The organism is Streptomyces sp. RLA012 (assembly GCF_056270325.1).
Genome location: NZ_JBWDPA010000002.1, coordinates 8,448,005 through 8,471,820, shown reverse-complemented (window position 1 = coordinate 8,471,820; position 23,816 = coordinate 8,448,005). Strand labels below are relative to the sequence as shown.

Here is a 23,816-nt window from a genome sequence, read left to right as displayed (position 1 = left end):
CCCCGTGCCCGAGGGCATGACCGTGCCGCTGGGCTGCGACGCGGTCGCGATGCCCGCCCGGTTCGGACCGCTGCTGCTGCCGCGGCTGCCCCGCGTGGGCTGTGTGTACGCCGACGGGGCGCACTGGTGGTGGCTCGTGCCCTCCGAGTCCGATGTGGCGCTGGAGTGGCCCGCGCCCGCCCACTACGCCACCGGCGCGGTCGTACCGGACTCCCCGCACGCCCCCGGACTCATCCATCGGCCGGACGGCACCCTGCCGTACACCCCGCCGATCCCCCTCTATCTGGCCCTGTGCCGGGTCACGGGCACGACACCCGTCTGGTCGCGTCCGATCAGCGCTTGACCGCTCCGGTCGGCGCTCAGCGGTTGAACCTCCGGTAGGGGGCTGCCGAGCGTGTCCGAAGTGCGCCGGTCGCCACCCATCCTCTGCCACCACCACGAGTGGAGCACCGCGTTCCTGGGGAAGGCACCCGTCATCCGTTCCCGGGGAGGCCGATGGTGGGGAAAGCAGCAGGGAAATTAGTGGACGAGTCGGCGCGTGAGTCAGCGAACGAGTCCACGGACGAGCCGGCGAGCACGTCGACGAACGACTCGGACAGCGAGTCGGCGCACGACTCGAAGAACAAATCGACAACCGACTCGACGAACAAGCCGACGACCGACTCGACGAACAAGACAGCGAACAAGTCGACGAACAGGTCGGCAAACAGGTCGGCAAACAGAAACGCACGCAAGAAGAAGCGCGACCGCGACGACGACAAACCGGCGCCGTCCGCATCGGAACGCCTGCTCTTCGGCGGCCCGCTCCGCTACGACATGGGCTGGTCCCAGCACTCCGACGCGTTCATGGAGTTGAACTTCCGCGCGATGGTGACGCGGCTGCCGTCGCTGCTGGCGTCCAGTTTCCGGCTCGCCTGGACCGCGGACCGCCGTGCCGCCCGGATCGTGCTGAGCGCCGAGCTGGCCCGGGGCGCCGCGCAGGCGGTGAGTCTGCTGGCCGTCAACAGCGTGCTGGGCCGGCTGATGACGGGCGGCCCGGTCGAGGACCGGCTGCGCGGCGCGGTCCCGGCACTGATCACGGTCGCCGCCGTCATGCTGTTCGCCGCGCTGCTGCGGGCGGCGTCGACATACGCCACCGGGCGCCTGGAGCCCAAGGTGGAGCGCGTCGCGACCGAGCTGTACCTGGAGCGGGCAGCCGCCGTCGAACTGTCCGCGATCGAGGACGACGCCTTCCACAAGCTGCTGGACACCGCGCAGTACGGCGCTTCCTCGGCCCGCCGCATGATCGCGATCGCCACCCGCGTCGTGAACGCGATGATCTCCCTGATCGCCGCCGCGGGCGTACTGACCGTGCTGCACCCCGCGCTGCTGCCGCTGCTCGTGACGATGACTCTGCCGAGCGCGTGGAGCTCGCTGACCATCGCCCGGCGCCGCTACGAGTCCTTCCACACCTGGGTGCAGCACGCCCGCGCGGGGCACCTGATCAGCAGTCTGCTCACCGAGCCCGCGGCCGCGCCGGAGATCCGCGTGCACGGCGTCGGCCCGTTCCTGCTGCGCCACTTCCGCTCGATGTCGGAGACCGCCGAGGCCGAACAGGCCCGCCTGGCCCGTCTCTCCGCCCGTACCGGCCTGGTCGCGGCCGCCTGGACGGGCATCGCCACCGTGGCGACGTACGCGACCCTCGGCGCACTGCTGCTGGCCGGGGCGATGGCGCTCTCCGTCGCCGGTACGGCCGTGATCGCGATCCGCACCGGCTCCGCGAGCCTCGACACGCTCGTCCTGGAGGTCAACTCCCTCCACGAGGAAGCCCTGTTCGTGGGCGATCTGCAACGTCTGTACGTCGAGGCGGCCGAACGCGCGATCCCGGTGGGTGGCGCCCCGCTCCCCGAGGATCCGAGCGAGATCCGCTTCGAGAACGTCACGTTCAGCTACCCGGGCGACTCCACCCGGCCCGCGCTCGCGGACGTCAGCCTCAGCATGCCGCTCGGCAAGATCGTGGCGCTCGTCGGCGAGAACGGCTCGGGCAAGACGACCCTGGTGAAGCTGCTCGCGGGCCTGTACGCGCCCGAGCGGGGCCGGATCCTGTGGGACGACGTCGACGCGGCGACCGCGGACCGGCATCAACTCGCCGAACGCATCGCGATGGTGGCGCAGGACTTCAAACGGTGGCCGTTCACGGCCCGCGTCAACGTAGCCGTCGGGCGCGCCTCGGCACCGCTGACCGACGAGCGCGTGGCCTCGTCGGTGGCGGAGGCCGGGGCCGAGGACGTGGTCGCCGACCTGCCCCGCGGCCTGGACACGCTGCTCGCCCGCGGTTTCAGCGGCGGTCACGAGCTGTCGGGCGGGCAGTGGCAGCGGCTGGGGATCGCGCGGGCCGCGTACCGTCGCGGCCGCATCCTGATCGTGGACGAGCCGACCGCGGCGCTCGACGCCCGGGCGGAGCTGGAGGTCTTCGAGAAGATCAGAGCGTTGGCGGGCAGCGGCCAGACGGTCGTCCTCATCACGCACCGGCTGGCCTCGGTCCGCCACGCCGATCTGGTGCACGTCCTTGAGCAGGGCCGTCTGGTGGAGTCCGGCAGCCCCGACGAACTGCTGGCCACGGGGGGTGTCTACGCCGAGTTGTACGCGCTGCAGGCCGAGCAGTTCACGACGAAGCTGCCCACGAAGGTGCCCGCTCCCAAGGCGGGCTGACCCCGGCCGACCTCACTCGACGAGTTCGCCGCCCCGCACGATCACCAGGAACGCGTCCGAGGCGAGGTCCATGACGACCTCCGCGGCCTGCCCCTGGAGGCGGCACGCCTGCGCGAACTCCTCCGCGGGCCACGAACCGCGCGGCCCACCGGCGGGAAAGCGCTCCAGCACCATTCGCCCGTTCACCCTGCACCTCCATGTAGCGCCGTACTCATGGCGCTGTACTCATAGAGTTAAACGCCAAAGGCAGGGTGAACGGCTCGCCAAGTGACGGTACTGAGACATAGTCAACACCTGTTCACTACGGCGCTGTGAGGAAACTCTCGGCCCGCGCACGTTTCACTGCGCGACTTCTCCCGTCCCACTCCTTCATGTCGGTCCTCCGCACCCGTCTCCGTGCCTGCCGCCATGCCCCGCCGCCGTACCCGGCTCAGTGGTCGTACTCGTCGTGGTACCGGATCCGCTCGCTGCCGGCCGGTGCCCCGAGGGCCGATGCCCGTCCCGGGGGTTTCTCCCACTCCTCCTGCCGGCCGAGTGCCGTGAGGTCCAGCAGGGTGGTCGTGGAACCGAGCCCGTCGAGGCCGCGCCCGTACGTCGAGTAGGTGTGGAAGACCCGGTCGCGGTCCCGCAGGAAGCAGCTCACGCCCGGACGTTCGTAGGGCTCGTCGTCGACCTCGACGGACACCAGGAAGTCGTGGTTGAAGTCGCCGTCGTACGACGAGTACCAGGGCACCGTCCAGCCCATCCGGGCCTTGAAGGGCAGGATCCTGGTGTACGGCGCCCGGGACACCGCGGCGAACTCCGTCCCGCGGGCCCGTAGATGGGCGAGGTGTCCGATCTGGTCGAGGAAGGCCGAGCAGCTGCGGCAGCCCGCGTCCCACTCCGGCGCGAACATGAAGTGGTAGACGACGAGTTGATGGCGCCCTTCGAAGAGGTCGAGCAGCGTCGCCTTGCCGTCGCCGCCCTCGAACACGTACTCCTTGTCGATCTCGACCATCGGCAGTCGCCGCCGCTCCGCGTTCAGCGCGTCCCGCGCGCGTGTCGCCGCCTTCTCCTTGAGCAGCAGTTTCTCGCGCGCGGCGCGCCACTCCTCACGCGAGACGAGCTGGGGAAGCGTCATGTGCCCTCCTACGGAACCGGTGCCTTCGGTGTGGTGACCGGGCGCGGGGGCGGAACTCATCGGCGTACGGCCAAGATTTTCCGCACAGGATTTTCCGCACAGGATTTCCGTGACAGGGCCCTGGAGGCTCCGGATCAGGATCAGGATCAGGATCAGGTGTCGTACTCCTGGATCCGCTTCCCATGGCTCCGGTCGACGAGTGCGGGCAGCCGCTCCTCCAGCTCCCCCACCGTGGCCGGCAGATCGATCGTCAGCAGTTCGCGGTCCCGCATCAGGACGCGCCCGTCGACGATCGTCGTCGTCACATCCCCGCTGCGGGCGCTGTGCACGAGCGTGGCCGCGAGATCGTGTACGGGCCGGGTGTGCGGGCCGGTGAGGTCGACGAGGACGATGTCGGCCCGTCGTCCCGGCGCGAGGCTCCCGATCCGCTCTCCCAGGCCGACCGCCCGCGCGCTCTGGAGCGTGGCGTGGTGAAGGGCTTGACGTGACGTCAGCCATCGTGGATCACCCTCGGCCGACTTCTGCACGAGCGCGGTGAGCGCCATCGCCTCCCACACGTCCAGGGAGTTGTTGGACGCGGCCCCGTCCGTGGCCAGCCCGACGGGGACGCCGATCTCACGCAGGGCCCGCACCGGGGTCGGGTCCCAGGCGAACTTCAGATAGCCGCGCGGTGCGGTCGCGACGGCGACCGGTCCGCTCGCGCCCTCCAGTACCGGAAGGTCGCGGTCGACGATGCCGGTGCCGTGTGCGATGAGGAGACCGGCCGCGTTGTCGAGGAGCCCGGCGCGTCGCAGGATCTCGATGGGCGTCCGGCCGTACCGGGCCAGGCTGGTGTCGGTCTGCGCACGGCTCTCGGCCGCGTGCAGGTGTACCGGAAGGCCGTGCTCGCGGGCGAGTGCGGCGGTCGCGGCGAGATCGGCGTCGGCCACGGTGTACGGGGCGTGCGGGGCGAGCGCGGTGGTGACACGGCCGTCGGCGGCGCCCCGGTACCGCAGTGCGAACTCCAGTGACCTCTCCCGGCCTTCGGGTCCCTGCGAGGAGAAGAACGCCTCGCCGAGGTGGGCGCGCAGCCCGCTCTCGGCCGTCACGGCGGCGACCACGTCCATCGAGAAGTAGTGATCGGCGAAGCAGGTGACACCCCCGCGGATCATCTCGGCACAGGCGAGTCGCGCACCCAGCTCCACGTCCTTCTCCGTGAGGTTGGACTCGATGGGCCAGATGAAGTCGTTGAACCACTCCTCCGCGGGCAGATCCTCGGCGATCCCGCGCAGGGCGACCATCGGCGTGTGGGTGTGGCAGTTGATCAGGCCGGGCATCGCCACCCGACCGCGGGCGTCGATGCGCTCGACGGCGTCCGGGAGGCGCCCCTCGGGGGTGACCGACTCGACGACCCCGGCCCGGGTGACCGACTCGATGACCCCGTCCCGTACGACGATCGACGCGTCCTCGACGAACCCGATCCCCTCGTTCTCGTCGTGCACGAGGGCGGTGCATCCGGTGATGAGGAGATCGGCGGGGCCCGATACGGACGGGGTCGTGGCAGCCGGCGTCATCGCGTCACCGTACGACGGTGTCGTGCCGCGGGGGGACTTGAACCGCGGATCCCGTCCCAGCCCTGTCGCGGCGGCGCGTGCGCGCGCACCCTGGCGTCATCGGAGTCCGCCTCGACCGACCCTCGAACATCCCTCGACCGATCCTCACCCGACCCTTGCCTGATCCTCACCCGGCCCTTGCCTGATCCTCGAACATCCCTCGACCGATCCTCGCCCGACCCTCGCCCGACCCTCGATCAGCCCTCGAACGGAGTCCGCATGCTCCTCGCCACCTGGAACCTGGAGAACCTCTTCCGGCCCGGCGGTCCGTCCGGGCCGAAGGACAAGGCCGCCTACGAGACGAAGCTCGCCGCCCTGGCCTCCGTGATCACGGAACTCGACCCGACCCTGCTGGGGGTCCAGGAGGTCGGCGACCCCGGCGCGCTCGAAGACCTGACCGGACTGCTGAACGGCGACTGGCACATCGCCCTGTCCGAGCACGCCGACGACCGGGGCATCAGGGTCGGTTTCCTCAGCCGAGTGGCACCGCGCGTCCTCGCGGACACGACCGCCTTCCCCGAACTGCTGCGCCCCGTGCAGAGCGACGACGCCGGGGGTACGGTCGCGCGGACGGGCCGCGGCTTCCTGGCGGTGGAGATCGCGGTCGGGGGTCTGACGCTGAAGGTGGCCGTCTGCCATCTGAAGTCGAAGCTGCTGTCGTACCCGGGCGGACGCTTCCAGCCGCGGGACGAGGGCGAACGGGCCCGCTACGGCGCGTACGCCCTGTACCGGCGCGCCGCCGAGGCCACGGCGCTGCGCGCGCTGGCCGACACCCTCCTGGCCGGGGAGGGCGAGACACATGATGTGGCCGTGCTCGGCGACCTGAACGACGAGGTGCAGGCCGCGACCACCCAGATCCTGCTCGGGCCGCCCGGCTCCGAGATCGGCACCCCCGGCTACGACCGTCCCGACCGGGGCGACGCGACGCGTCTGTGGGACGTGGCGCCGCTCATCCCGGCCGACCGACGTTACTCGCGCGTCAACTCCGGGCGTCGCGAGCTGATCGACCACATCCTGGCCGGCCACCGACTGATCCACCGGATCACCGCCGCGGGCACGGGCGTACCGGGCACGGCGGAGCCGCGGCTGCCGTCGGTCGGCCCGGACCCGGGCGAGCGGCGCGGGGCGCCCGGGTCGGACCATGCGCCGGTGTGGGCGCGCGTGGCGGTCTGATCGTCCGGGACACCGGCGGTGGTCCAAGGCCGGCGAGCGGACCTAGGCCACCAGTCCGGCCCGCTGCCGTCCCTCGGCCAGTTCGTCGAGCAGTCCGGCCCGCTGCCGTCCCTCGGCCAGTTCGTCGAGGAGTTCGGCGATCCGTTCGGTGTGCTGGGGTGTGAGCCGCCCGGTGTCGTCGAGTTGTACGGCGCACGCGGTCGTGGTGTCGACGAGCCCTTCGAGGGTGGCCGCGATCTCGTCGGTCCCCTCGGCGTGCCGTGCCAGGGCGGGGAGTTCGGCGGCGGCGAGGTCGATCGCGGCGCGTGCCTCGGCGAGCGCGCGGTAGGCCTCGCGGCGCAGGGTCCAGCGGCCGGCCCGGTCGTCGGTCGTACCGTCGCTCAGCACATGGGCGAGGTACGCCTGCGCGGCCTCGGCTGCCCGGGTCAGCCGCGCCCGTACCGCTCCCCCGCGCTGCCCGAGCGCCGGCAGATGCCCGACGAGCAGCACGATCACGCAGGCCAGCGATGTTTCGCCGATGCGGCTCCAGGAGGCCTGCGGCTCGCCTCCCACCATCACCAGGGAGAGCACGAGCACGGTCACGACGGCGGTCTGCGCCGCGAAGTGCCGGGTGGCGACGGGGATCAGGGCACCGCACAGCGCCACCAGGGCCACGAGCCCGGCGGGCCTCGGCAGCAGGGCCGCGAACCCGGCGAAGACGACGGCGCCGAGCACCGTCCCCGCCGCCCGGCAGATCACCCGCGAGGCGAGCGGTCCGAGGTCGGGCTTGACCAGGAAGACGGCGGTCGCGGGCAGCCAGTACCAGTGGGAGTGGCTGCCGTACCAGCGGGCGTGGTGCAGGGCCTGTGCCACGGCCACGCCGGCACCGAAGCAGAGGGCGACCCGGTACCCGTACTCGCGTCCTCCGGAACCGAGGGCCGTACGGACGAGGGAGGCGACGGTACGACGCCGGGTGTGCAGGGAGTTGTCGGAGCCGCCCCGGTCGAAGGCGTCGGCCGCGTGCAGAAGGGCGTCGTCGAGGGCGCGCAGGGCGGGTGCGACGCGGGTGCCCCCGCGCGAGCGGAGCCGAGCGTGGGGGAAGGTGGGAGCGGGCAGCGGGCCGGCGTGCGTGTTGCTCCGTACGGCGACGGCGAGCCGTCGCGGGCCTTCCACGGCCCTGGCGGACACCGCCTCTCCCGCCCAGGCGAGCGCGGTCGCGGCCTCGGCGAGCGGAAGCGCGGCGGCGTACTGCGCGTGCAGCCGCCGCTCGGCCGCGGAGCCGGCGTACCGCCGCAGCCGGGGCCCGCCCAGCGCGTCCTGGGCGTGGTCGAGCGCGGCGGTGAGGGCGACCCGGCGCCCGGTCGCGTCCGGCCCTCCGACCGCTTCGAGCAGTGCGGCGACGGCGTCGTACACACCGGCGACGGCGGCCCGCTCCCCGTCGAACCGGTAGTCCCCGGCGGTGGCCCCGGGCGTCGGCAGCGCGAGTCGCAGCACGAGCAGCCACCCGGCCCCGGCGACGAAGAGGAGCGCCCGCTGCCATCCGGGTTCGGGCAGCGGCATCCCGGCTCCGATGGCGGCGGCGACGAGCAGTTGCGTACCCGCTCCGCTCGCGACGGGCCCGACGGCGCTGACGGCTCCGGCGAACAGCCCGAGCACCGTGAGAAGAAGGGTGAGCGTCACCGCGCCGACGTGCTGACCGGCGTACGAACCCACGAGCAGTCCACCGGCTCCCGAGAGCGCCGGTGCCCCGAGCCGTTTGACCGCCGCCCGGCGGCTTCCCGGCCGGTCGTTGATCCCGGTGAGCATGGCACCGAGGGCGGCGACCACCCCGGCAGAGGTATGGCCGCTCAGAACGGCCACGAGCAGCAGCGGCCCGGCGGCCAACGCCCCCCGCACGACCGCGTTCCAGGGCACGGGGCCGCGCTGTGCGCGCAGGGTGTGGGCGAGCCAGGGCGGTACGGCGACGCTGAGGCGGGACACGGGACTCCTGTCGGGCGAGGGCGGAGTGCCTTCGGGCGACGTCGGCCGGGCTGCGTAGTCCCTACGGTAGATCGCGTTGCTGGAGGAAATGGAACGTACGCATTTCCGGAAGGTGACGCATCACAGGGATGCCGCGTTCTTTATGAACGCAATCGAGGACGGGTCCGGTTTGTCGCTGAACAGGGAGCGGGTAGCGGGTAGCGGGCCCGCGTCGTTCCCGAACGGGGAGCGGGTCCGAGGGCGTAGCCGGCCCCCGGACCCTGTGATGCCACCCATGCGGCACGCCGGCACACTTGAGGACCCAGGTCAGTCGTTATGTCGCCGCGTCCTGCCTTTGGACCACCACGCATCGAGCTGCGCGGACTGGACTTGAACCAGCATTTCGGCGTACTAGGGCCTGGGCCCGGTCGATCCGGCGATCGGCGGCGAATACTGAGTCTGGAGCAAGAGTCTGAGATTGATCACGGTCTGCCTCTGCCGAATTGGGCTACCGCGGCGCGTGGGCACTGGGTGGAGTGCCGTCTGGTGCCGCGGGGAGGATTCGAACCTCCACTGGAACCGTGCATTCACGACAAGCTTCAGGTTCAGCTTGCGCTCCTCGCGCACCCCGGCCGTGGTGCGTTGTGGCCGGGGAGTTCTTGAGGCTACCCGAACAGGTAGCCGAACACGGAGTCCCCGACGCGCTGGTCGACGACGTCCACGCCATTCGCCTCTTCCCGGGCGAACTTGACGGCCTGCTGCAGCTTCTCCACCCGGTCGAGAAGTTCGTTCACCCGCCGCGCGGGCAGCGCGCCGGAGAACTTCACGGTCGTCCAGTACCCGACGGGAATGTCCTCGTAGTACACCTCGACCTGGGCGGGGTGCTTGTCGGTGGCCTCGGCCTTGACGTGGTTCCGCGGGACCTTCTTCGTACGAAGCGTCCGTACCGGCTCGGTCTTCCACGCGTCGGTGGAGGGATCCTGCACCCACGACTCGGAGGCGTCGAGAACGGGCAGCTTCCGCACAAAGGTGTTGAGGTCGGTGAGCTGCTTCTCGAGGAAGAGCAGATACGACACGGGCACGTCGGCGACGAGCACCCGCCCGTCCACCTTCACATCCGCCCGGGCCGTGCAGTTCGCCCAGTCCTTGGTGGCGGTCACATCGAACAGTCGCGTGAGCGTCCCCGCGGTCTCCCGCAGCACGTCCTCGGCCTGCACCTGCACCCGCGTCGACTCGGGCGGCAACTGCTCGCCCTCCTCGTCCTTCGGCTGATACGTCCGCGAGATACCGGCCAGCAACGCGGGCTTCTGCAGCCCATGATGAGCGGACGTCAGGTCCTGATGGGACTTGGACTTGATGCCCTTCTCCACTGCGATGATCTGATTGAGTTTCGCCACGTGAGAGACGTTAGCAGTGCCAACTGACCGACTTCGAAGGAATATTCGGCGGTAGAGCTCCGCCTCCCTTGCGGTCGCCACACAGGATGGCGCCTGCTTCGGTGCGCCCTTGTGCGCTCTCCTGATGCGCGCCCTCCACTCATACGTTCTTCTGTCATGAACTGGCGGAGAGTCTGGCCCTACTGGGGACTCATCACCTTCATCGCCGCCATCACAGGCTGCTTACCACCGATGTCGGCCCCATCGGGCTGACCGGCCTCTTCGCGTTGAGTCCCTTGTGGTTCCTGGTGCAGGCCCCGGTTCCTTGCGGCGCCCCCATCCGGAGGCAAGGCCAGACGTGTCGAAACAACGCTCATGGTCTGCTGCGTGGCTGTCACTACGAGCAGCACAAATGGCAGCGTCTGCGCACACTCGCCGCACGCCCTGGGCTTCGTCAGACGGGTCGTGAACTCTTCCCCGACCGCAAGACCGGTCTGGCCAGCCTCGGAGCCATCGTCGCGCTCGTCTGCACGCTGACGACGACCGTGTTGGCGGTGCTGGGCAAAGGGGGCGCATAGGCCCGCACCGGCGGCCTCTCCCCTGCCGATCTGGAGGCGACACTGAGCTGTGGAGCCCCACCCAGGCGCCGCCAGAACCGCCCCTACGACAACTGCGGCGTCTGCTACCCGTGCCTGGTACGCCGCTCGGGCCTCCTGCACGCGAACGGAGCGGACGGCACCCAGTACGAGGCTTCCCCCACGTCCCCTCACCTGCGCCGCGAGCGCACCCGCGACTGGCAGGCCCTGCGCCGCTGGCTGGACGTGCCCTACGGCCCCCTCGACCTGATCGCCGACCAGCCCATGCCCCCCGGGACCGAGGCCGCGCCGTGGCTGGACGTGATCGACCGTGGCCGAACCGAGCTGCGCGCTCTCGTACGAGCGATGTGACCCGCGCCGGACAGGTGCCGTGCTCCACGCCATGACCAGCGACGAAACGTCTTGATGCGGGCCCTTGTCCCCGGACCGATTCGATCCCACCCATCCTCCGCCACCCCCGAGGACTGTGGGGCACCTCGTGGAAGCGCGCCGAGGCTCACCCGGCTGTCCGTACCTGCCCCGGTACGAAGTCCGAGAGAGCGGGAGCGAGTTGACCTTCTTGGTAGCGGGCTCGACCGACTCCGAGGAGCGGGGGCCAATTCTCGTGGCCGGTGATCAGGACGGTCGGCTGTGTCTGCGGGAGACGGTGGAGTGCACCGGGCTCCCGGACGAGTGCGTCACCCTACGCCTTGACACGCGCTCGGCACTCGCCCTGCAGCTCGCAGTCCGGGACGCACGTTGCTCCGGGGAGAGGAGAAGGGGGACGACGCGCGGGAGTGATGCGACATCGGGGAGCCGGAGGGGCTCGCGTACCGGATCGGGGGTGCGAGCGGAGACCGCGCGAGGACGAGTGACTGGTGGACAACCCCTATGCCGACGCCGGGGTCCTCGGCCCGGGATAAAACGAGTGCGGTCGCGGTCCGCCGCCCTCATCATGGGCAGGTCGCCCGCCCAGCCGAAGATCACCGGAGTTCCCGTGCTCACACGCGTCACCGCCCCCAGCCTCTTCCCGCCTCCCGCGTACGCTCACGCGTCGGTCGTCGAGGCGGGCACACGGCTCGCGTTCCTGGCGGGGGCCGTGCCGCTGGACGCGGTGGGGGAGATCGTCGGCGTGGGTGATCCCGTACGGCAGGCCGAGCAGGTGATCGCCAATCTCGGCGAGCAACTGCGCGCGGTGGGCAGCGACTTCGCGCACGTCGTGACGACCGATGTGTATGTGGTGAGCAGTGAGCCCACGGTGCTCTCCGACGTCTGGCGTGTCGTCGAGGCGTCCGGGCTCAGCAGCGGACCCCACTCGTCGACGCTGCTCGGGGTGGCCTGCCTCGGGTACACGGGGCAGCTGGTGGAAATCACGGCGACGGCCGTCGTGCCCGGGCCCCAGCCCCAGCCCTAGTCCGACGAGCCCGAGGCCGACTCTGACTGTCAGTCCCAGTTCGACGACCGTTCCCACGACCGCGCCCCGTCCCCCTCCAGGAGCCCACCCCACCGTCACCCCTGGCCACCCCACACCCTCCGCTTCGGCAGCGGCCGCGCATAGCTTCCCGCCCGGCTCGTCGTCAGCCCCAGGGCGACCAGGGACTCGGCGAGTTTGACCGCCGCGGCGACCCCGTCGACGACGGGCAGACCCAGCTTCTCCCCCACGGCGCGTCGCAGCCCGGTCATGCCGGCGCAGCCGAGGACGAGGACCTCGGCGCCGGCCTCCCGGGCCCGCTCCGCGGCGGTCACGAAGGCTTCCTCCGTGCGCTGGGCGTCGCCGAGGTCGAGGACGCCCAGGCCGGTGCCGACGACGGTGGCGCAGTTCTGGGCGACTCCGGCGGCGTGCAGGCTGTCCTCGATCTGGCCGCGCGACCGCTCCAGGGTGGTGACGACTCCGTAGCGGCGGCCGAGCAGACAGGCGAGATGGGCGGCGGCCTCGGTGATGTCGACGACGGGCACGTCGACGAGTTCGCGCGCGCCCTCGCGTCCGTGTTCGCCGAAGCCCGCCATGACCACGGCGTCGTACGGTCCCTCGTACGTCCGCAGGGTGTCGAGTACGGCCGCGGCGGAGAGGTAGCTGTCGAGCCAGCCCTCGGCGGACTCGGGTCGCCGTTACAGCTCCGTAAAACACCCCCGCAGTCGGCGAAGATGGCCGCATGACGAAGATCGAACCCCTGGGCGCGGTCCGCGAGCGCGTCCTGGCCGCACTCCGGCAGGAGATCATCGCGGGGCGGCTGCGCCCCGGCGACCGTCTGGTCGAGCGCGAGCTGGCCGAGCGCTTCGGGGTCTCCCGGGTCCCCGTGCGCGAGGCGATCCGCGCGCTCGTCGCCGAGGGATTCGTTCACTTCGAAACACCGCGCCGCACGGTCGTACGCCGGCTCACCCCGACGGACGTCGCCGAACTCTTCGAGCTGCGCGAGGCACTGGAGGTCTACGCGGCCGGGCTCGCCGCGTCGCGGGCGACCCCGCAGGATCTGGCGGAGGTCGAGGCACTCCTCGACAGCGCGGCCGTCGCCACCGAGGCCGGGGACGCGGAAGCGATCACCGACATCAACAGCCGCCTGCACGAGCGCATCCTGGCGATGGCGGGCAACGGTCTGCTGATCTCCGTACTGGAACCGGTCGCCGGCCGACTGCGCTGGCTCACCCGGCAGAACGAGGAGTGGGCCCAACTCCTCATCGAACACCGCGAGTTGTACGAGGCGATCGCGTCCGGCGACCCGGCGCGCGCCCGCGCCCACGCACTCGCCCACGTGCAGACCAACTACCGCTCGACGGTGCGGCAGCTGTTCGGCGAGGGTGAGGAACCCCGTTAGGCGGAGGAATGTGTTCCGCTAGACGGAGGAATGTGTTCCGCTAGACGGAGGGACGTGTTCCGTCACACGGAGGGACGTGTTCCGTCAGACGGACGGACGCGTTCCCGTCAACGCTCCGCGTACTTGTCCGTCGCCGCCACCAACGCGTCCACCACGCCCGTCGCTCCCATGGTGTGCCCCACGTCGTCCACGACGACCAACTCGCTGTCGGGCCAGCCGTGGTGCAGCCGCCACACCGTGCCCAGCAGATTCCCGAAGTCGAGGCTGCCCTGCACGAGCGTGCCCGGGATGCCCTTCAGCAGGGGCGTGTCACGGAGCACGACGCCCTCGTCGTTCCCCTCCCCCAGGAAGTGGTCGCTGCCGAAGTAGTGCGTGACGGTCCGTGCGAAGCCCATGCGGAACTCCGGGTCCTCGTAGCGCTCCACGGACCGCGGCGGCGCGGGGATGATCGCCGTCTCCCAGTCGGTCCAGGCCCGCGCCGCCCGCGCCCGCACCTCGGGGTCGGGCGATTCGAGCAGCCTGCTGTACGCCGCCGCCAGATTCCCGTCCCGCTCCCCCTCGGGCAGTTCGGCGAGAAACCGCTCGAAGGCCTCGGGGAAGATCTGCCCGAGGCCCCTGGTCAGCAGGGCGACCTCGGCGTTCGACCCGGTGGCCACCGCGGTCAGCACCAGCTCCGACACGGCCTCCGGATGCGTCTGCGCGTACCGCAGCCCCAGCACCGAGCCCCACGACACCCCCCACACCAGCCACCGCCGGATGCCCAGGTGACGCCGCAGCAGCTCAAGGTCCCCGATCACATGCGCCGTCGTGTTGACGCTCATGTCCGTCCCGTACGCGCTCGCGTGCGGCGTGGAGCGTCCGCAGCCGCGCTGGTCAAGCAGCACGATCCGGTACTTGACGGGGTCGCAGTAGCGCCGGAACCCGGCACCGCAGCCGGACCCCGGACCGCCGTGCAGCATGACCGCGGGCTTGCCGTCGGGGTTCCCGCAGACCTCCCAGTAGACGTGGTTGCCGTCACCGACGTCGAGCATTCCGTGGTCGTACGGATCGATCTCCGGATACAGGCCCATCGGGCGAGACTAGCCCTCGTACGGCCGCGTCGGCAGCCCCGCCTCCCCGGCCGCCGTACGCAGCACGTCCCGCAGCATGTCGGGCGTCAGCAGTCCGGTGAACGTGTTGCGCTGGCTGACGTGGAAACACCCGAAGAGCTCGATCGCCCCTTGCTCGTGGCCGGAACCGAGCATGACCCGCGCCCCGTGCGCGAACACCGGCCGAGGCCGCGGAACCGTCCATCCCGCCGCGGCGAAAGCGGGCAGCGAGGCCTGCCAGCCGAAGGCTCCGAGCACCACCACCGCCCGAAGCGTGGGCCGCAGCAGCTCCAGCTCCCGTACGAGCCACGGTCGGCAGGCGTCCCGTTCCGCGGGCGTCGGCTTGTTGGCGGGTGGCGCGCAGTGCACGGGCGAGGTCAGGCGTATGCCGTACAGTTCCAGTCCGTCGTCCGCGCTCACCACCGTCCCGCGCGAGGCGAGCCCCACGTCGTGCAGCGCCGCGTAGAGCACGTCCCCGGACCGGTCCCCGGTGAACATCCGCCCGGTCCGGTTCCCGCCGTGCGCCGCGGGGGCGAGCCCGACGACGAGCAGCGAGGCGTCGGCCGGTCCGAAGCTCGGGACCGGACGGCCCCAGTACGTCTGCTCGGCGAACGCGGCGCGCTTGGTGCGGGCCACTTCCTCGCGCCACGCGACCAGCCGCGGACAGGCCCGGCACCCGCAGATCCGCGCGTCCAGATCACGCAGATCGACCAGTTCACCGAGTTCACCCGGTTGGTTCAGTTCACCCGGTTCATCCAGGTCGCCGACGTCCATGTCCCCACCGTACGACCAAGTCGGTGAACGTCAGCCGGTGGGCACCGGTCGGTGGGCACCGGTCGGTGGACGTCAGTCGGTGGACGTCAGTCGGTGGACGTCAGTCCGTCGGCTGCTCGGCGGGGCGCAGGCCGGCGCTCCACTTCTCCTCGATCCGGCCGAACTTCCACACCGCGACGGCGACGATCCAGGTGACGAAGAACAGACCGACGATGACGAAGCCCAGGACGTTCAGGTCGAGGCCCGCGACCCAGTCCCAGAAGAAGCCGTGCAGACCGAGTCTGTCCGCGAGCAGGCCGAGCAGTTCCACGGTGCCGATGATCAGGGCGACCGCGACGGACAGGCCCGTGATGGTGAGGTTGTAGAAGACCTTGCGCACCGGCTTGGAGAACGCCCAGCCGTAGGCGAAGTTCATGAAGGACCCGTCGATGGTGTCCAGCAGCGACATACCCGCGGCGAACAGCACCGGCAGACACAGGATCGCGTACCAGGGCAGCCCGGAGGCGGCGCCGGAACCGGCCAGGACCAGCAGGGCGATCTCCGTGGCGGTGTCGAAACCGAGGCCGAAGAGCAGGCCGAGCGGGTACATCTGCCACGGCTTGGTGATCGATTTCATCACCCTGCCGAGCAGCCGGTTCATCAGCCCGCGGTTGTTCAGCTGCTCCTCCAGCGCCGCCTCGTCGAAGTGGCCGGTGCGCATCCGGCGGAACACCTTCCAGATGCCGACGAGGATCAGGAGGTTGATCCCGGCGATGAGGTAGAGGAAGGCCCCGGAGACGGCCGTACCGATCAGACCGGTGACGCTGTGCAGCTGGGAGCCGTCGTCCCGGACGGGCCCGGCCAGTGCCTTGACGCCCAGCGACAGCAGGAGGGCCAGCGCGAAGACGACGCTGGAGTGCCCGAGCGAGAACCAGAAGCCGACGGAGAGCGGGCGCTTGCCCTCGCTCATCAGCTTGCGGGTGGTGTTGTCGATGGCCGCGATGTGGTCGGCGTCGAAGGCGTGCCGCATGCCCAGGGTGTAGGCGGTCACGCCGATCCCGATGCCGAAGCTCTTGGTTCCGATGCTGTAGTGCTCGGGCGCCACGATCACCACCAGGGTGAACCAGCCGATGACGTGCAGCGCGAGGACGAAGGCCGCCATGCCGCCGAGCCGGGCCCATTCCCCGCGGGTCATCGAGGTGCGGATCCGCTGCCAACGCGAACCCGCCGATGCGGCACGCTGTGGGGAGGCGGGAGCGGGAGCGGTGACCATACGTGCCTGTCTTTCTTCGTACTGCGAGCGCCGAAGCCACTTTCGAGCACAGCTGTCGCAGCTGCAACCAATTCGCAGTAAAGCCACCGGGGCACGCCGGGCCGAGACTCTTCTAGAGTCGAGGCATGGCTTCTGAGGGTGCGGACGTCGAGCAGAGCGACGAGAAGAACGACGAGGAGCAGGCGGTGGCCGCCGCCGAGGCCGCGCGTCCGGCCGGCGGCGAGAGCGTGCGGGTGGACAGCTGGATCTGGTCCGTACGTCTGGTCAAGACCCGCTCGATGGGTGCGACCGCGTGCCGGGGCGGGCATGTCCGGGTGAACGGCGAGCGCGTCAAGCCCGCGTACGCCGTGCGCGTCGGCGACGAGGTACGTCTGCGACAGGGGATCCGGGAGCGGATCCTCATCGTCAAGCGCGTGATCCGCAAGCGGGTCGGCGCGCCCGTCGCGGCCGAGTGCTACGTCGACAACAGTCCGCCGCCCCCGCCGCGCGAGGCGGTCGCCCCGGCGGGCATCCGCGACCGCGGAGCGGGCCGCCCCACCAAGCGCGACCGCCGCGATATGGAACGCCTCCGGGGCCTCGGCGGTGGTCCCGAGGCCCCCTGAACCCGAGGCTCATGCAACCCACGGCTCACCGAACCCGTGGCTCACCGAACCTGTGGCTCAACCCACGGCTCACTGAACCCGATGGCGCCGCACCAACCGGATCAGCTCGGCGTTGTGCCCCCGCCGGGCCCAGGCGATCAGCGCGAGCGGCAGGATCAGGATGAGCGGGGTGGCCACATACGGGCCGTGGATGACGGTGACGTTCACGATGAACGCGCCGACCATCAGCCCGCTGAGCGCCACCGCCGCCACCGAGGACAACAGCGGGATCAGCAGCGCGACGCCACCGGCGAGTTCGAGTGCGCCGATGGTGTACATCCCCGTGCTGCCCCAGCCGAGCTTGTCGAAGCCCTCGGCGGCCGACGGGTCCGCGATCAGCTTGGGCAGCGCGCTCGCGAGTACGTAGAACAGACCGAGCACGATCCGCAGGGCGCTCAGGGAGATGCGTGCGCCACGACTCCGCACGGTGCCGGAGGAGGAGGCGGACGAGAGGGAAGGCGAGGGAGAAGCGGACGAGGCGCTGTGCGAGGAGGTGTGGCCGACCGTGGTGACGGGGACGGGGACGGTGGTCTCGGACATGGAGGTCTCCTGTGCGAAGCGGTACGAGGTGCTGTCGCAGAGGTAGACCGGGCTCGTGTCCTGAACTCATCGCCGTGGCAGTGGAATGTGCCCGGGATCAGACTCTGACCGCCCGCACCCACACCCCGTCCTCGGTCAGACAGCGCTCCACCCGCAGCCCCGCCTCGCCGAGCGCTTCCTCGAACCGCTCCTGCGTCAACGGTCTGGACGTGAACGTCTGCGTCCATGTGGCGTCGGGGAACACATACTCCGCGCGGACCGAGTTCACCCCGTCTCCCACCGGCTCCGCCGACAGGATCCGTACGGTGTATCCGGCGGGGTCGACCCGCTCGCGGGGCACGTTCCGATGCCAGTCCTCGCCCTCCCGCTGGATCAACACACAGCCGCCCTCGGCGACATGGCGTGCGCAGACGTGGAGCAGGGCGCGTCGCAGGTCGGCGTCCCCGGTGTGCACGAGGAACGACGCGAGCATCACCACGTCGAAGGTCTCGCCCAGATCGAGGTCCTCGATCGGGCCGCATATCGTGCGCGCCCCGCGCACCCGCTCCAGCATCTCCGCCGACTCGTCCACCGCCGTGACCGTGAACCCGCGCTCCAGCAGCGGGTGGGTCATCCGTCCCACCCCGCACCCCAGCTCCAGAATGTGCGCGTCCGCGGGCACCGCGGCGGAGATGATGTCCGGCTCCGCGCCGATGGGCAGGCGTGCGTACAGCTCGACGGCGCAGCCGTCCGGTGTGATCGCCCCGGGTCCGGTCCCCTGATGTCCTTCACGCATTCGCATGTTCATATCCGTCCAACGGGCGGCCCACGTCCGTCCGTTCCTGTCCCCCGCTCACCCGAACGAGTGAGATTGCCGGGACAAGCGGACCAGCGGGCAGGCGGACAGGCGGGCTGGAGGACTGGCTGGCGGGCTGGCTGGCGGGCTGGCGGGCTGGCTTACAGCGCGAACCACCCATACCCGGCATACCAGTGCCCGCCCCCACGCAGATGGTCCCCCACCGCCCGCTCCACCGTGCTGCGGCGCGGCAGCGTCCCCACGGGCAGCTCCGGATCGCCGAAGACGAACCCGACCGGCACGCCGTCGTCCGGGGTCGTCTCCTGGTACGCGATCTCGAAGCGTTCCTGGAAGCGGATGATGTTCGAGTCCGCCGGCAGATACCGCCCGAGCTGCGCATCGAGGAGCCAGGAGTGGCACACGGCGACTTCATGGCGCTCTTCGGGGTAGTGCCGGGCGAAGAAATCACGTGCCAGCGCGAGCGACCGTTCGCAGGCGGCGGGCGACAGCGGGCCCCGGAAGTCGGCTATGTGCAGGCTCAGACAGGGGTCGCCGGGGTCGGCGTCGAGGCCTGCCGCCGCGACGGCCCGCCCCGTGCGCCGGCCGAGCCGCGCCCGCTGGAACTGCAGTCGGCCCAGCTGGAACAGCTCGCCGTGGAAGGGCAGGGCGGTCCACCAGGGGAAGAGCAGTCCCGGCGTACCCATCCGTCTGCAGTGCACGCTCACGTGCCGCCCCAGATCGGCCAGGGTGCGCCGGGACACCTCGTCGGAAATGCCGCGCCCCCGGTGGTAGGCCCGCACGTACGGGAGCGCCGCGACGAAGACGTACAGGTGGAAGCAGCGCCCGAGCGGCCCCGTCGACGCGGGGAACGCGGGCGGTTCCCATCCCTTTCCGATCTCCCCCATGTCCCGTACGAAACGGTCGACGCACCGCGCGAGGAGCGTCATCGCCTCCGGGTCGGCCACCAACCGGGCGCGCAGCGCGACGAGTTCGTTGATGTGCTCATGGGCCACGGTCAGGTCGAGCAGGATGTCCGGCAGCTCGTCGGCGTCCGGCAGCGTCGCCTCTGCCCGGGGGGTGTCCTCGCCCTCCAGGTCCCTCAGCCACTCGGCGAGCCTCGCGTCCGCCCGCAGCGCCTCCAGCAGCACCCGCGCCTCCCCTCGGTCCGACCGCTGTCCGCTCGTCTCGGTCTCTTGGTCAACGTGCACGACGAAGAGTACGTTTCCAGTAGGAGCAGTGGTCAGGAGTAGCGGTTACGGAGCGATGGCAACCAAGTAGCGGTACGGAGCCGTGGTCACGGAGCGGTACTCAGGGAGTAGTGGTTCCGATGCGTACAGGCAGTGAACCGACGACAGCGCGCAGTGCTCTGCGGCTGCGCTTCTGGCTGAGTGTCTGGGGCCTGCTCTGGACGATCTTCGGTACGGCCGCGTTCGCGCTGACCGGACGGCCCGGTTGGGCGGCCGCCTGCGGGGTGCTGTGGCTGATCGTCACCGTCGACATGACCATGATCCTGCGGCACATCCACCAGGGTCCGCACTACCAGCCGGGCCGTGACATCCCGCCGTACCGGCCGCCGGAGCACCGCCACCCGTGACGGGGCCGGCGGATCCCGGGGACCGCCGGGGCCCTCACGAGTCGAAGCGTGCCGCTTGCAGGTACTGCGGCTTCGGGTCCAGCGCCGCCGCCAGTCGGAAGTGCCGCTTCGCCTGGTCGGGGCGGAGTTGGCGCTCATAGGTGCGGGCGAGCGCGAAGTGAGCGAACGCGTTGTCCGGCTCGCGCTCCAGGACGATCGTGAACTCCAGCTCGGCGGGCCGCAGTTGCGCGGCGGCGAAGAAGGCACGCGCGCGCAGCAGGCGGGCGGCGGTGTTCTCCGGATGCGCGGCGATCACTGAGTCGAGCAGTTTCACCGCGCCCCGCGGGTCCCGCGCGGCGAGCAGTTGCTCGGCGGCGCGGAAGTCGATGACATGCGTCTCCGGAGTACGTCCGGTCGATCCGCTGGTCTCGGGCACGGCTGAGTCCTTCCCTCGCTGCACGGATTCAACGCCCCCGTCGAGGGCGGCTATTCCTGGCGGGAGTGCGCGCGGCGGACGAGATCCGCCCATACCTCCCCCACGCGCCGCTCCAGCTCCTCCAGGGGTACGTCGTTGTCGATGACGACGTCCGCGATCTGCAGGCGCTTGTCGCGGGTGGCCTGGGCGGCCATGCGCGCGCGGGCGTCCTCCTCGGTCATGCCGCGCAGCCGGACCAGACGGTCGAGCTGGGTCTCGGGGCTGGCGTCGACCACGACCACGAGGTCGTACAGCGGTCTGAGGGCGTTCTCGGCGAGCAGCGGGACGTCGTGGATCACGACGGCGTTCTCGGCGGCGGCGCTCTCCAGTTCGCGGGAGCGGGCGCCCACCAGGGGGTGCACGATCGAGTTCAGGACGGCGAGTCTCTCGGGGTCCGCGAAGACGATCGAGGCCAGTCGGGGGCGGTCCAGGCCGCCGTCCGGCGCGAGTACGTCCGCGCCGAAGGCATCGACGACGGCCGCGAGCCCGGGAGTTCCGGGCGCGACGACCTCCCGCGCGATCCGGTCCGCGTCGATCAGCACCGCGCCGTGCCGCACGAGCAGCCTCGACACCTCGCTCTTGCCGGCGCCGATACCGCCGGTCAGGCCAACCTTCAGCATGCCCGAGAGCTTAGGGCCTGCCGGTGACAAGCCCTCCACGGGCCCCTGAGAGGGGCTCGACCTCCGCAGAGGGCGACCCCGAGGAGCGCGCCCCGACGTGGGCCTAGGCGTCGCCTTCGCGCTCCGCCAGGAAGCGCTCGAACTCCAGCCCGATCTCGTCCGCCGACGGGATATCCACCGGCTCGGCGAGCATGTTGCCCCGGGTCTCGGCTCCGGCGGCGGCGTCGAACTGGTGCTCAAGGCCCTGTACCAGGGAGACGAGCTCCTCGTCGCCCTCCTGGATCTGCCGGTCGATCTCCGTCTGGGTGCGGTGCGCCTCGGTGCGCAGGGAGTGCGCGATGGCGGGGAGCACCAGGCCCGTCGCGCCCGTGATGGCCTCCAGGGCGGTCAGTGCCGCGTCCGGGTACGGCGAGCGGGCGATGTAGTGCGGAACGTGCGCGGCGATGCCCAGGACGTCGTGTCCGGCCTCCATGAGGCGGTACTCGACGAGCGACTCGGCGCTGCCGGGGACCTGCGCCTCGTCGAAGGGGCTGCGGTGGCCCGGCACCAGCTCGGTGCGGTTGCCGTGCGGGGTGAGGCCCACGGGTCGGGTGTGCGGGACGCCCATGGGGATGCCGTGGAAGTTCACCGAGAGACGGACACCCAGCCGTTCCACGATCTGCTGGACGGCGGCGGCGAAGCGCTCCCACTCGACGTCCGGCTCGGGGCCGGAGAGCAGCAGGAAGGGCGCGCCCGTGGCGTCCTGGACGAGGCGCACGTCGAGCGTGGGTTCCTCGTAGTCGGTCCAGCGGTCGCGCTTGAACGTCAGCAGCGGGCGGCGCGCCCGGTAGTCCACGAGCCTGTCGTGGTCGAAGCGTGCCACGACCTGGTGAGGCAGCGTGTCGAGCAGACGGTCGACGACCTGGTCACCCGTTTCGCCCGCGTCGATGTATCCGTCGAAGTGGTAGAGCATGACCAGACCGGCCGACTCCTGGGCGAGTGCCATGTCCACCACGGCCAGGCCCTTCGGCTCCCATGCGTACAAACCCTGCGGATCAAGCACTGTGACCGCTCCTCCTCGTGTTCGTACTGCACAACATGGTGCGCAGCGCGGGCATTCCCCGCCCGCGCTCGATCACCAGTGCTTTCTTACCGGCTTCTTGGCCCCCTACGACCTCTCGGCCCGTCAGCCGCTGCTGGAAGGGTCCTCCACACGAGCACGTACTCGCGCACGTGCTCGTGTGGAGGAGCATGCTCGTTTTACGACGAGAGCACGCGCGCGTGGAGCGCGGTGACCGCCTTGCGTGCGGAGGTGAACGCGCCGTGCTGCCAGGCGTCGGTGTAGCTGAGCCAGTCGCCCGCGAAGTAGACGCGTCCGGTGGGCTCGTTGAGCGGCTTGTAGCGGGGGTCGTCGGGGCCGCCGGGGGTGCTGTGCCAGGCGGCTTCCAGGTGGGGCGTCTGGCGCCAGTGGTGCGAGAAGGAGGAGGCGAGTTCGGTGCGGTACTTCTCGCCGTAGATCTTCACGCCGGCCGCCACCGCGCGCTTCTCGCGGTCCTTGGGTGTGAGCTCGGCGTACGAGTCGGCGTCGTCACCGTAGTTGTAGTAGCCGATCATCACTCCGCGCGCGCCGTGGAAGCCGTACGAGGGGTGCCAGATGTGCGTGACGTCCTGGTCGGTCTCGGTGATACCGCCGTAGATGTTGTGATCAAGCTCCCACCAGCGGGAACGGTATTCGAGCCCGATCTTTGCCGCCGACGAGGGCGTGATGGCCCGCAGGGCGGTCTGCACTCCGGAGCCGAGGTTGTGCGGGATCTTGGCGAAGATGTTGGGCGGGAGCGCGCCGATGCAGTAGTCGGCGTCGATCACCTTCGTACGGCCCCCTTGGGTGTAGGTGACCGAAACACCGCTCCCCTTGTCGGTGATTTTGGAGACCACGGCCCCTGTACGGATGCGGTGGCCGCCTATCGCCCTGGTGAGCGCGCGCGGTATCCGGTCCATGCCACCCACGGGCTGGAACATCAGCATCGCCTGGTCGAAGCCGAACTCGAAGGAGAAGTAGCGGCCGACACCGGTGGCGAGGACGTCGGAGGCGGACGGGACGTCGCCGAGGAGTACTCCGGGGGTACCGGCGGCGGCCGGGACGGTCGTGTACCCGCGGCGCTCGCCGCCCTCGTACGCCAGGGTGTCGCCGAGTTCCCCCCAGTCCTTGAGGAACTCGACGAGTTTCTCCTGGTCGGTGGCGGTCAGTTCCTTGTCCAGGGCGCCCTTGTCGGTGGCCTTGGCGAGCAACTCGGAGACATGGCCGTACACATCGGCCTTCGCGGTGCGGTACCGCACGGGCTTCTTCATCCCGGTGGACTCGTTGAAGAGGTAGGCGTCCGCGTTGACGTTGGTGAACACCTCGATGGGGACGCCGAGTTCACGGCAGTAGTCGAGGGTGATCATCCACTGGGGGATGCGGGCGGGGCCGCAGTTCATGTACTGGCCGTCGCTGAAGCGGGCCGTCTGGGTGTTGCCGTACAGGTCGGTGGTGGAATCGCCGCCGCGGACCGTGAAGTTGCGGCCGCCGGTGCGGCCTCTGGCCTCCAGGACCGTACAGTCGTAGCCCGCCTTGCCGAGTTCGTACGCGGACGCGAGGCCGGCGATGCCGCCGCCGACGATGACCACCTTGGCGGCGCCGCGCCCGGTGAGGGTGAAGTCGCCCGGCTGCGGGGCGCGGAAGGACTGCTCGCGCTGGGCCGCCTCGGCCGTGGGGGCGAGGCCGAGGGCGCCCATGGTGGCGAACATCGTGCCCGCGCCGCCCGTGAGACCCACATTGCGC

At 70.6% G+C, this 23,816-nt stretch carries 23 protein-coding genes and 1 pseudogene; 8 read left to right on the top strand and 16 right to left on the bottom strand.

Features of this window, described 5'->3' with window-relative positions:
* Positions 1–16: 16 nt before the first annotated feature.
* Complete coding sequence (locus tag RV986_RS38845; RefSeq protein ID WP_475924591.1) at positions 17–343, top strand: hypothetical protein; 327 nt, start codon at positions 17–19, stop codon at positions 341–343.
* Positions 344–816: 473 nt separating this feature from the next.
* The gene (locus tag RV986_RS38840) at positions 817–2,691 is read left to right on the top strand and encodes an ABC transporter ATP-binding protein (RefSeq protein ID WP_475924590.1); all 1,875 of its coding nucleotides are present in this window, start codon (positions 817–819) and stop codon (positions 2,689–2,691) included.
* 12 nt (positions 2,692–2,703) lie between these two features.
* On the opposite strand, the gene RV986_RS38835 is transcribed toward RV986_RS38840, so the two are convergent.
* The 3 genes from RV986_RS38835 to RV986_RS38825 all read right to left on the bottom strand — a co-directional run bounded on the left by RV986_RS38835 (position 2,704) and on the right by RV986_RS38825 (position 5,364).
* A complete protein-coding gene (locus tag RV986_RS38835; protein ID WP_475921863.1) occupies positions 2,704–2,877 on the bottom strand; it encodes a hypothetical protein in 174 nt (57 codons plus the stop codon).
* A gap of 244 nt (positions 2,878–3,121) precedes the next feature.
* On the bottom strand, positions 3,122–3,811 hold the full coding sequence (locus tag RV986_RS38830; RefSeq protein ID WP_475921862.1) for a DUF899 domain-containing protein: 690 nt from the start codon (positions 3,809–3,811) through the stop codon (positions 3,122–3,124).
* A gap of 152 nt (positions 3,812–3,963) precedes the next feature.
* Positions 3,964–5,364, bottom strand: coding sequence for an amidohydrolase (locus tag RV986_RS38825; protein ID WP_475921861.1), 1,401 nt, complete (start codon positions 5,362–5,364; stop codon positions 3,964–3,966).
* 258 nt (positions 5,365–5,622) lie between these two features.
* On the opposite strand from RV986_RS38825, the gene RV986_RS38820 reads away from it, so the two are divergent.
* Positions 5,623–6,576, top strand: coding sequence for an endonuclease/exonuclease/phosphatase family protein (locus RV986_RS38820; RefSeq protein ID WP_475921860.1), 954 nt, complete (start codon positions 5,623–5,625; stop codon positions 6,574–6,576).
* A 42-nt stretch (positions 6,577–6,618) separates the two neighbouring features.
* On the opposite strand, the gene RV986_RS38815 is transcribed toward RV986_RS38820, so the two are convergent.
* Both RV986_RS38815 and RV986_RS38810 read right to left on the bottom strand, forming a co-directional pair.
* Positions 6,619–8,535 (bottom strand): FUSC family protein, encoded by a 1,917-nt coding sequence (locus tag RV986_RS38815; RefSeq protein WP_475921859.1) that lies wholly within the window; start codon positions 8,533–8,535, stop codon positions 6,619–6,621.
* Positions 8,536–9,179: 644 nt separating this feature from the next.
* Positions 9,180–9,911: a DUF7873 family protein gene (locus RV986_RS38810; protein WP_475921858.1), complete on the bottom strand. Its 732-nt coding sequence runs from the start codon at positions 9,909–9,911 to the stop codon at positions 9,180–9,182.
* 800 nt (positions 9,912–10,711) lie between these two features.
* On the opposite strand from RV986_RS38810, the gene RV986_RS38805 reads away from it, so the two are divergent.
* On the top strand, positions 10,712–10,837 hold the full coding sequence (locus tag RV986_RS38805) for a hypothetical protein (protein WP_475921857.1): 126 nt from the start codon (positions 10,712–10,714) through the stop codon (positions 10,835–10,837).
* Between the two features lie 625 nt (positions 10,838–11,462).
* Positions 11,463–11,879, top strand: coding sequence for a RidA family protein (locus tag RV986_RS38800; RefSeq protein WP_475924589.1), 417 nt, complete (start codon positions 11,463–11,465; stop codon positions 11,877–11,879).
* Between the two features lie 95 nt (positions 11,880–11,974).
* Here RV986_RS38800 and RV986_RS38795 read toward each other — a convergent pair.
* Positions 11,975–12,568: pseudogene (locus RV986_RS38795) on the bottom strand (aspartate/glutamate racemase family protein); the annotation flags it as partial.
* Positions 12,569–12,618: 50 nt separating this feature from the next.
* Here RV986_RS38795 and RV986_RS38790 point away from each other — a divergent pair.
* The gene (locus RV986_RS38790; protein ID WP_475921856.1) at positions 12,619–13,278 is read left to right on the top strand and encodes a GntR family transcriptional regulator; all 660 of its coding nucleotides are present in this window, start codon (positions 12,619–12,621) and stop codon (positions 13,276–13,278) included.
* A gap of 107 nt (positions 13,279–13,385) precedes the next feature.
* Here RV986_RS38790 and pip read toward each other — a convergent pair whose 3' ends face one another.
* The 3 genes from pip to nicT form a co-directional block, all read right to left on the bottom strand.
* Positions 13,386–14,348, bottom strand: coding sequence for a prolyl aminopeptidase (pip, locus tag RV986_RS38785; RefSeq protein ID WP_475921855.1), 963 nt, complete (start codon positions 14,346–14,348; stop codon positions 13,386–13,388).
* Positions 14,349–14,357: 9 nt separating this feature from the next.
* Positions 14,358–15,140 (bottom strand): uracil-DNA glycosylase, encoded by a 783-nt coding sequence (locus tag RV986_RS38780; protein ID WP_475921854.1) that lies wholly within the window; start codon positions 15,138–15,140, stop codon positions 14,358–14,360.
* Between the two features lie 100 nt (positions 15,141–15,240).
* Positions 15,241–16,392: a Nickel transporter NicT gene (gene nicT / locus RV986_RS38775; protein ID WP_475921853.1), complete on the bottom strand. Its 1,152-nt coding sequence runs from the start codon at positions 16,390–16,392 to the stop codon at positions 15,241–15,243.
* Positions 16,393–16,517: 125 nt separating this feature from the next.
* Between nicT and RV986_RS38770 the strand changes: the two genes are divergently transcribed.
* The gene (locus RV986_RS38770) at positions 16,518–16,994 is read left to right on the top strand and encodes an RNA-binding S4 domain-containing protein (protein WP_475921852.1); all 477 of its coding nucleotides are present in this window, start codon (positions 16,518–16,520) and stop codon (positions 16,992–16,994) included.
* Between the two features lie 69 nt (positions 16,995–17,063).
* Here the strand turns inward: RV986_RS38770 and RV986_RS38765 are convergent, their stop codons facing one another.
* The 3 genes from RV986_RS38765 to RV986_RS38755 form a co-directional block, all read right to left on the bottom strand.
* Positions 17,064–17,573 carry a DoxX family protein gene (locus RV986_RS38765; RefSeq protein ID WP_475921851.1) on the bottom strand — a complete coding sequence of 170 codons (510 nt, stop codon included), beginning with the start codon at positions 17,571–17,573 and terminating at the stop codon, positions 17,064–17,066.
* A gap of 97 nt (positions 17,574–17,670) precedes the next feature.
* Positions 17,671–18,348 carry a class I SAM-dependent methyltransferase gene (locus tag RV986_RS38760; protein WP_475921850.1) on the bottom strand — a complete coding sequence of 226 codons (678 nt, stop codon included), beginning with the start codon at positions 18,346–18,348 and terminating at the stop codon, positions 17,671–17,673.
* 161 nt (positions 18,349–18,509) lie between these two features.
* Positions 18,510–19,496 (bottom strand): acyltransferase domain-containing protein, encoded by a 987-nt coding sequence (locus RV986_RS38755; protein WP_475924588.1) that lies wholly within the window; start codon positions 19,494–19,496, stop codon positions 18,510–18,512.
* A 179-nt stretch (positions 19,497–19,675) separates the two neighbouring features.
* On the opposite strand from RV986_RS38755, the gene RV986_RS38750 reads away from it, so the two are divergent.
* Complete coding sequence (locus tag RV986_RS38750; protein WP_475921849.1) at positions 19,676–19,942, top strand: DUF6343 family protein; 267 nt, start codon at positions 19,676–19,678, stop codon at positions 19,940–19,942.
* Positions 19,943–19,976: 34 nt separating this feature from the next.
* Here the strand turns inward: RV986_RS38750 and RV986_RS38745 are convergent, their stop codons facing one another.
* The 4 genes from RV986_RS38745 to RV986_RS38730 all read right to left on the bottom strand — a co-directional run bounded on the left by RV986_RS38745 (position 19,977) and on the right by RV986_RS38730 (position 23,782).
* Positions 19,977–20,357 carry a tetratricopeptide repeat protein gene (locus RV986_RS38745; protein WP_475921848.1) on the bottom strand — a complete coding sequence of 127 codons (381 nt, stop codon included), beginning with the start codon at positions 20,355–20,357 and terminating at the stop codon, positions 19,977–19,979.
* 50 nt (positions 20,358–20,407) lie between these two features.
* A complete protein-coding gene (gene coaE, locus RV986_RS38740; RefSeq protein WP_475921847.1) occupies positions 20,408–21,016 on the bottom strand; it encodes a dephospho-CoA kinase in 609 nt (202 codons plus the stop codon).
* Positions 21,017–21,119: 103 nt separating this feature from the next.
* Positions 21,120–22,058 (bottom strand): PAC2 family protein, encoded by a 939-nt coding sequence (locus RV986_RS38735; RefSeq protein WP_475921846.1) that lies wholly within the window; start codon positions 22,056–22,058, stop codon positions 21,120–21,122.
* 197 nt (positions 22,059–22,255) lie between these two features.
* Positions 22,256–23,782 (bottom strand): flavin monoamine oxidase family protein, encoded by a 1,527-nt coding sequence (locus RV986_RS38730; protein ID WP_475924587.1) that lies wholly within the window; start codon positions 23,780–23,782, stop codon positions 22,256–22,258.
* Between the last annotated feature and the right edge of the window lie 34 nt (positions 23,783–23,816).

Excerpts from the sequence above, each read along its gene's own strand:
- RV986_RS38765 (WP_475921851.1), bottom strand. The coding sequence starts at position 17,573 with ATGTCCGAGACCACCGTCCCCGTCCCCGTCACCACGGTCGGCCACACC.
- RV986_RS38825 (WP_475921861.1), bottom strand. The coding sequence starts at position 5,364 with ATGACGCCGGCTGCCACGACCCCGTCCGTATCGGGCCCCGCCGATCTC.
- nicT (WP_475921853.1), bottom strand. The coding sequence starts at position 16,392 with ATGGTCACCGCTCCCGCTCCCGCCTCCCCACAGCGTGCCGCATCGGCG.
- RV986_RS38845 (WP_475924591.1), top strand. The coding sequence starts at position 17 with ATGACCGTGCCGCTGGGCTGCGACGCGGTCGCGATGCCCGCCCGGTTC.
- RV986_RS38830 (WP_475921862.1), bottom strand. The coding sequence starts at position 3,811 with ATGACGCTTCCCCAGCTCGTCTCGCGTGAGGAGTGGCGCGCCGCGCGC.
- coaE (WP_475921847.1), bottom strand. The coding sequence starts at position 21,016 with ATGCTGAAGGTTGGCCTGACCGGCGGTATCGGCGCCGGCAAGAGCGAG.
- RV986_RS38760 (WP_475921850.1), bottom strand. The coding sequence starts at position 18,348 with ATGCGTGAAGGACATCAGGGGACCGGACCCGGGGCGATCACACCGGAC.
- RV986_RS38840 (WP_475924590.1), top strand. The coding sequence starts at position 817 with ATGGGCTGGTCCCAGCACTCCGACGCGTTCATGGAGTTGAACTTCCGC.
- RV986_RS38750 (WP_475921849.1), top strand. The coding sequence starts at position 19,676 with ATGCGTACAGGCAGTGAACCGACGACAGCGCGCAGTGCTCTGCGGCTG.
- RV986_RS38770 (WP_475921852.1), top strand. The coding sequence starts at position 16,518 with ATGGCTTCTGAGGGTGCGGACGTCGAGCAGAGCGACGAGAAGAACGAC.
- RV986_RS38820 (WP_475921860.1), top strand. The coding sequence starts at position 5,623 with ATGCTCCTCGCCACCTGGAACCTGGAGAACCTCTTCCGGCCCGGCGGT.
- pip (WP_475921855.1), bottom strand. The coding sequence starts at position 14,348 with ATGGGCCTGTATCCGGAGATCGATCCGTACGACCACGGAATGCTCGAC.
- RV986_RS38790 (WP_475921856.1), top strand. The coding sequence starts at position 12,619 with ATGACGAAGATCGAACCCCTGGGCGCGGTCCGCGAGCGCGTCCTGGCC.
- RV986_RS38780 (WP_475921854.1), bottom strand. The coding sequence starts at position 15,140 with ATGGACGTCGGCGACCTGGATGAACCGGGTGAACTGAACCAACCGGGT.
- RV986_RS38730 (WP_475924587.1), bottom strand. The coding sequence starts at position 23,782 with ATGTTCGCCACCATGGGCGCCCTCGGCCTCGCCCCCACGGCCGAGGCG.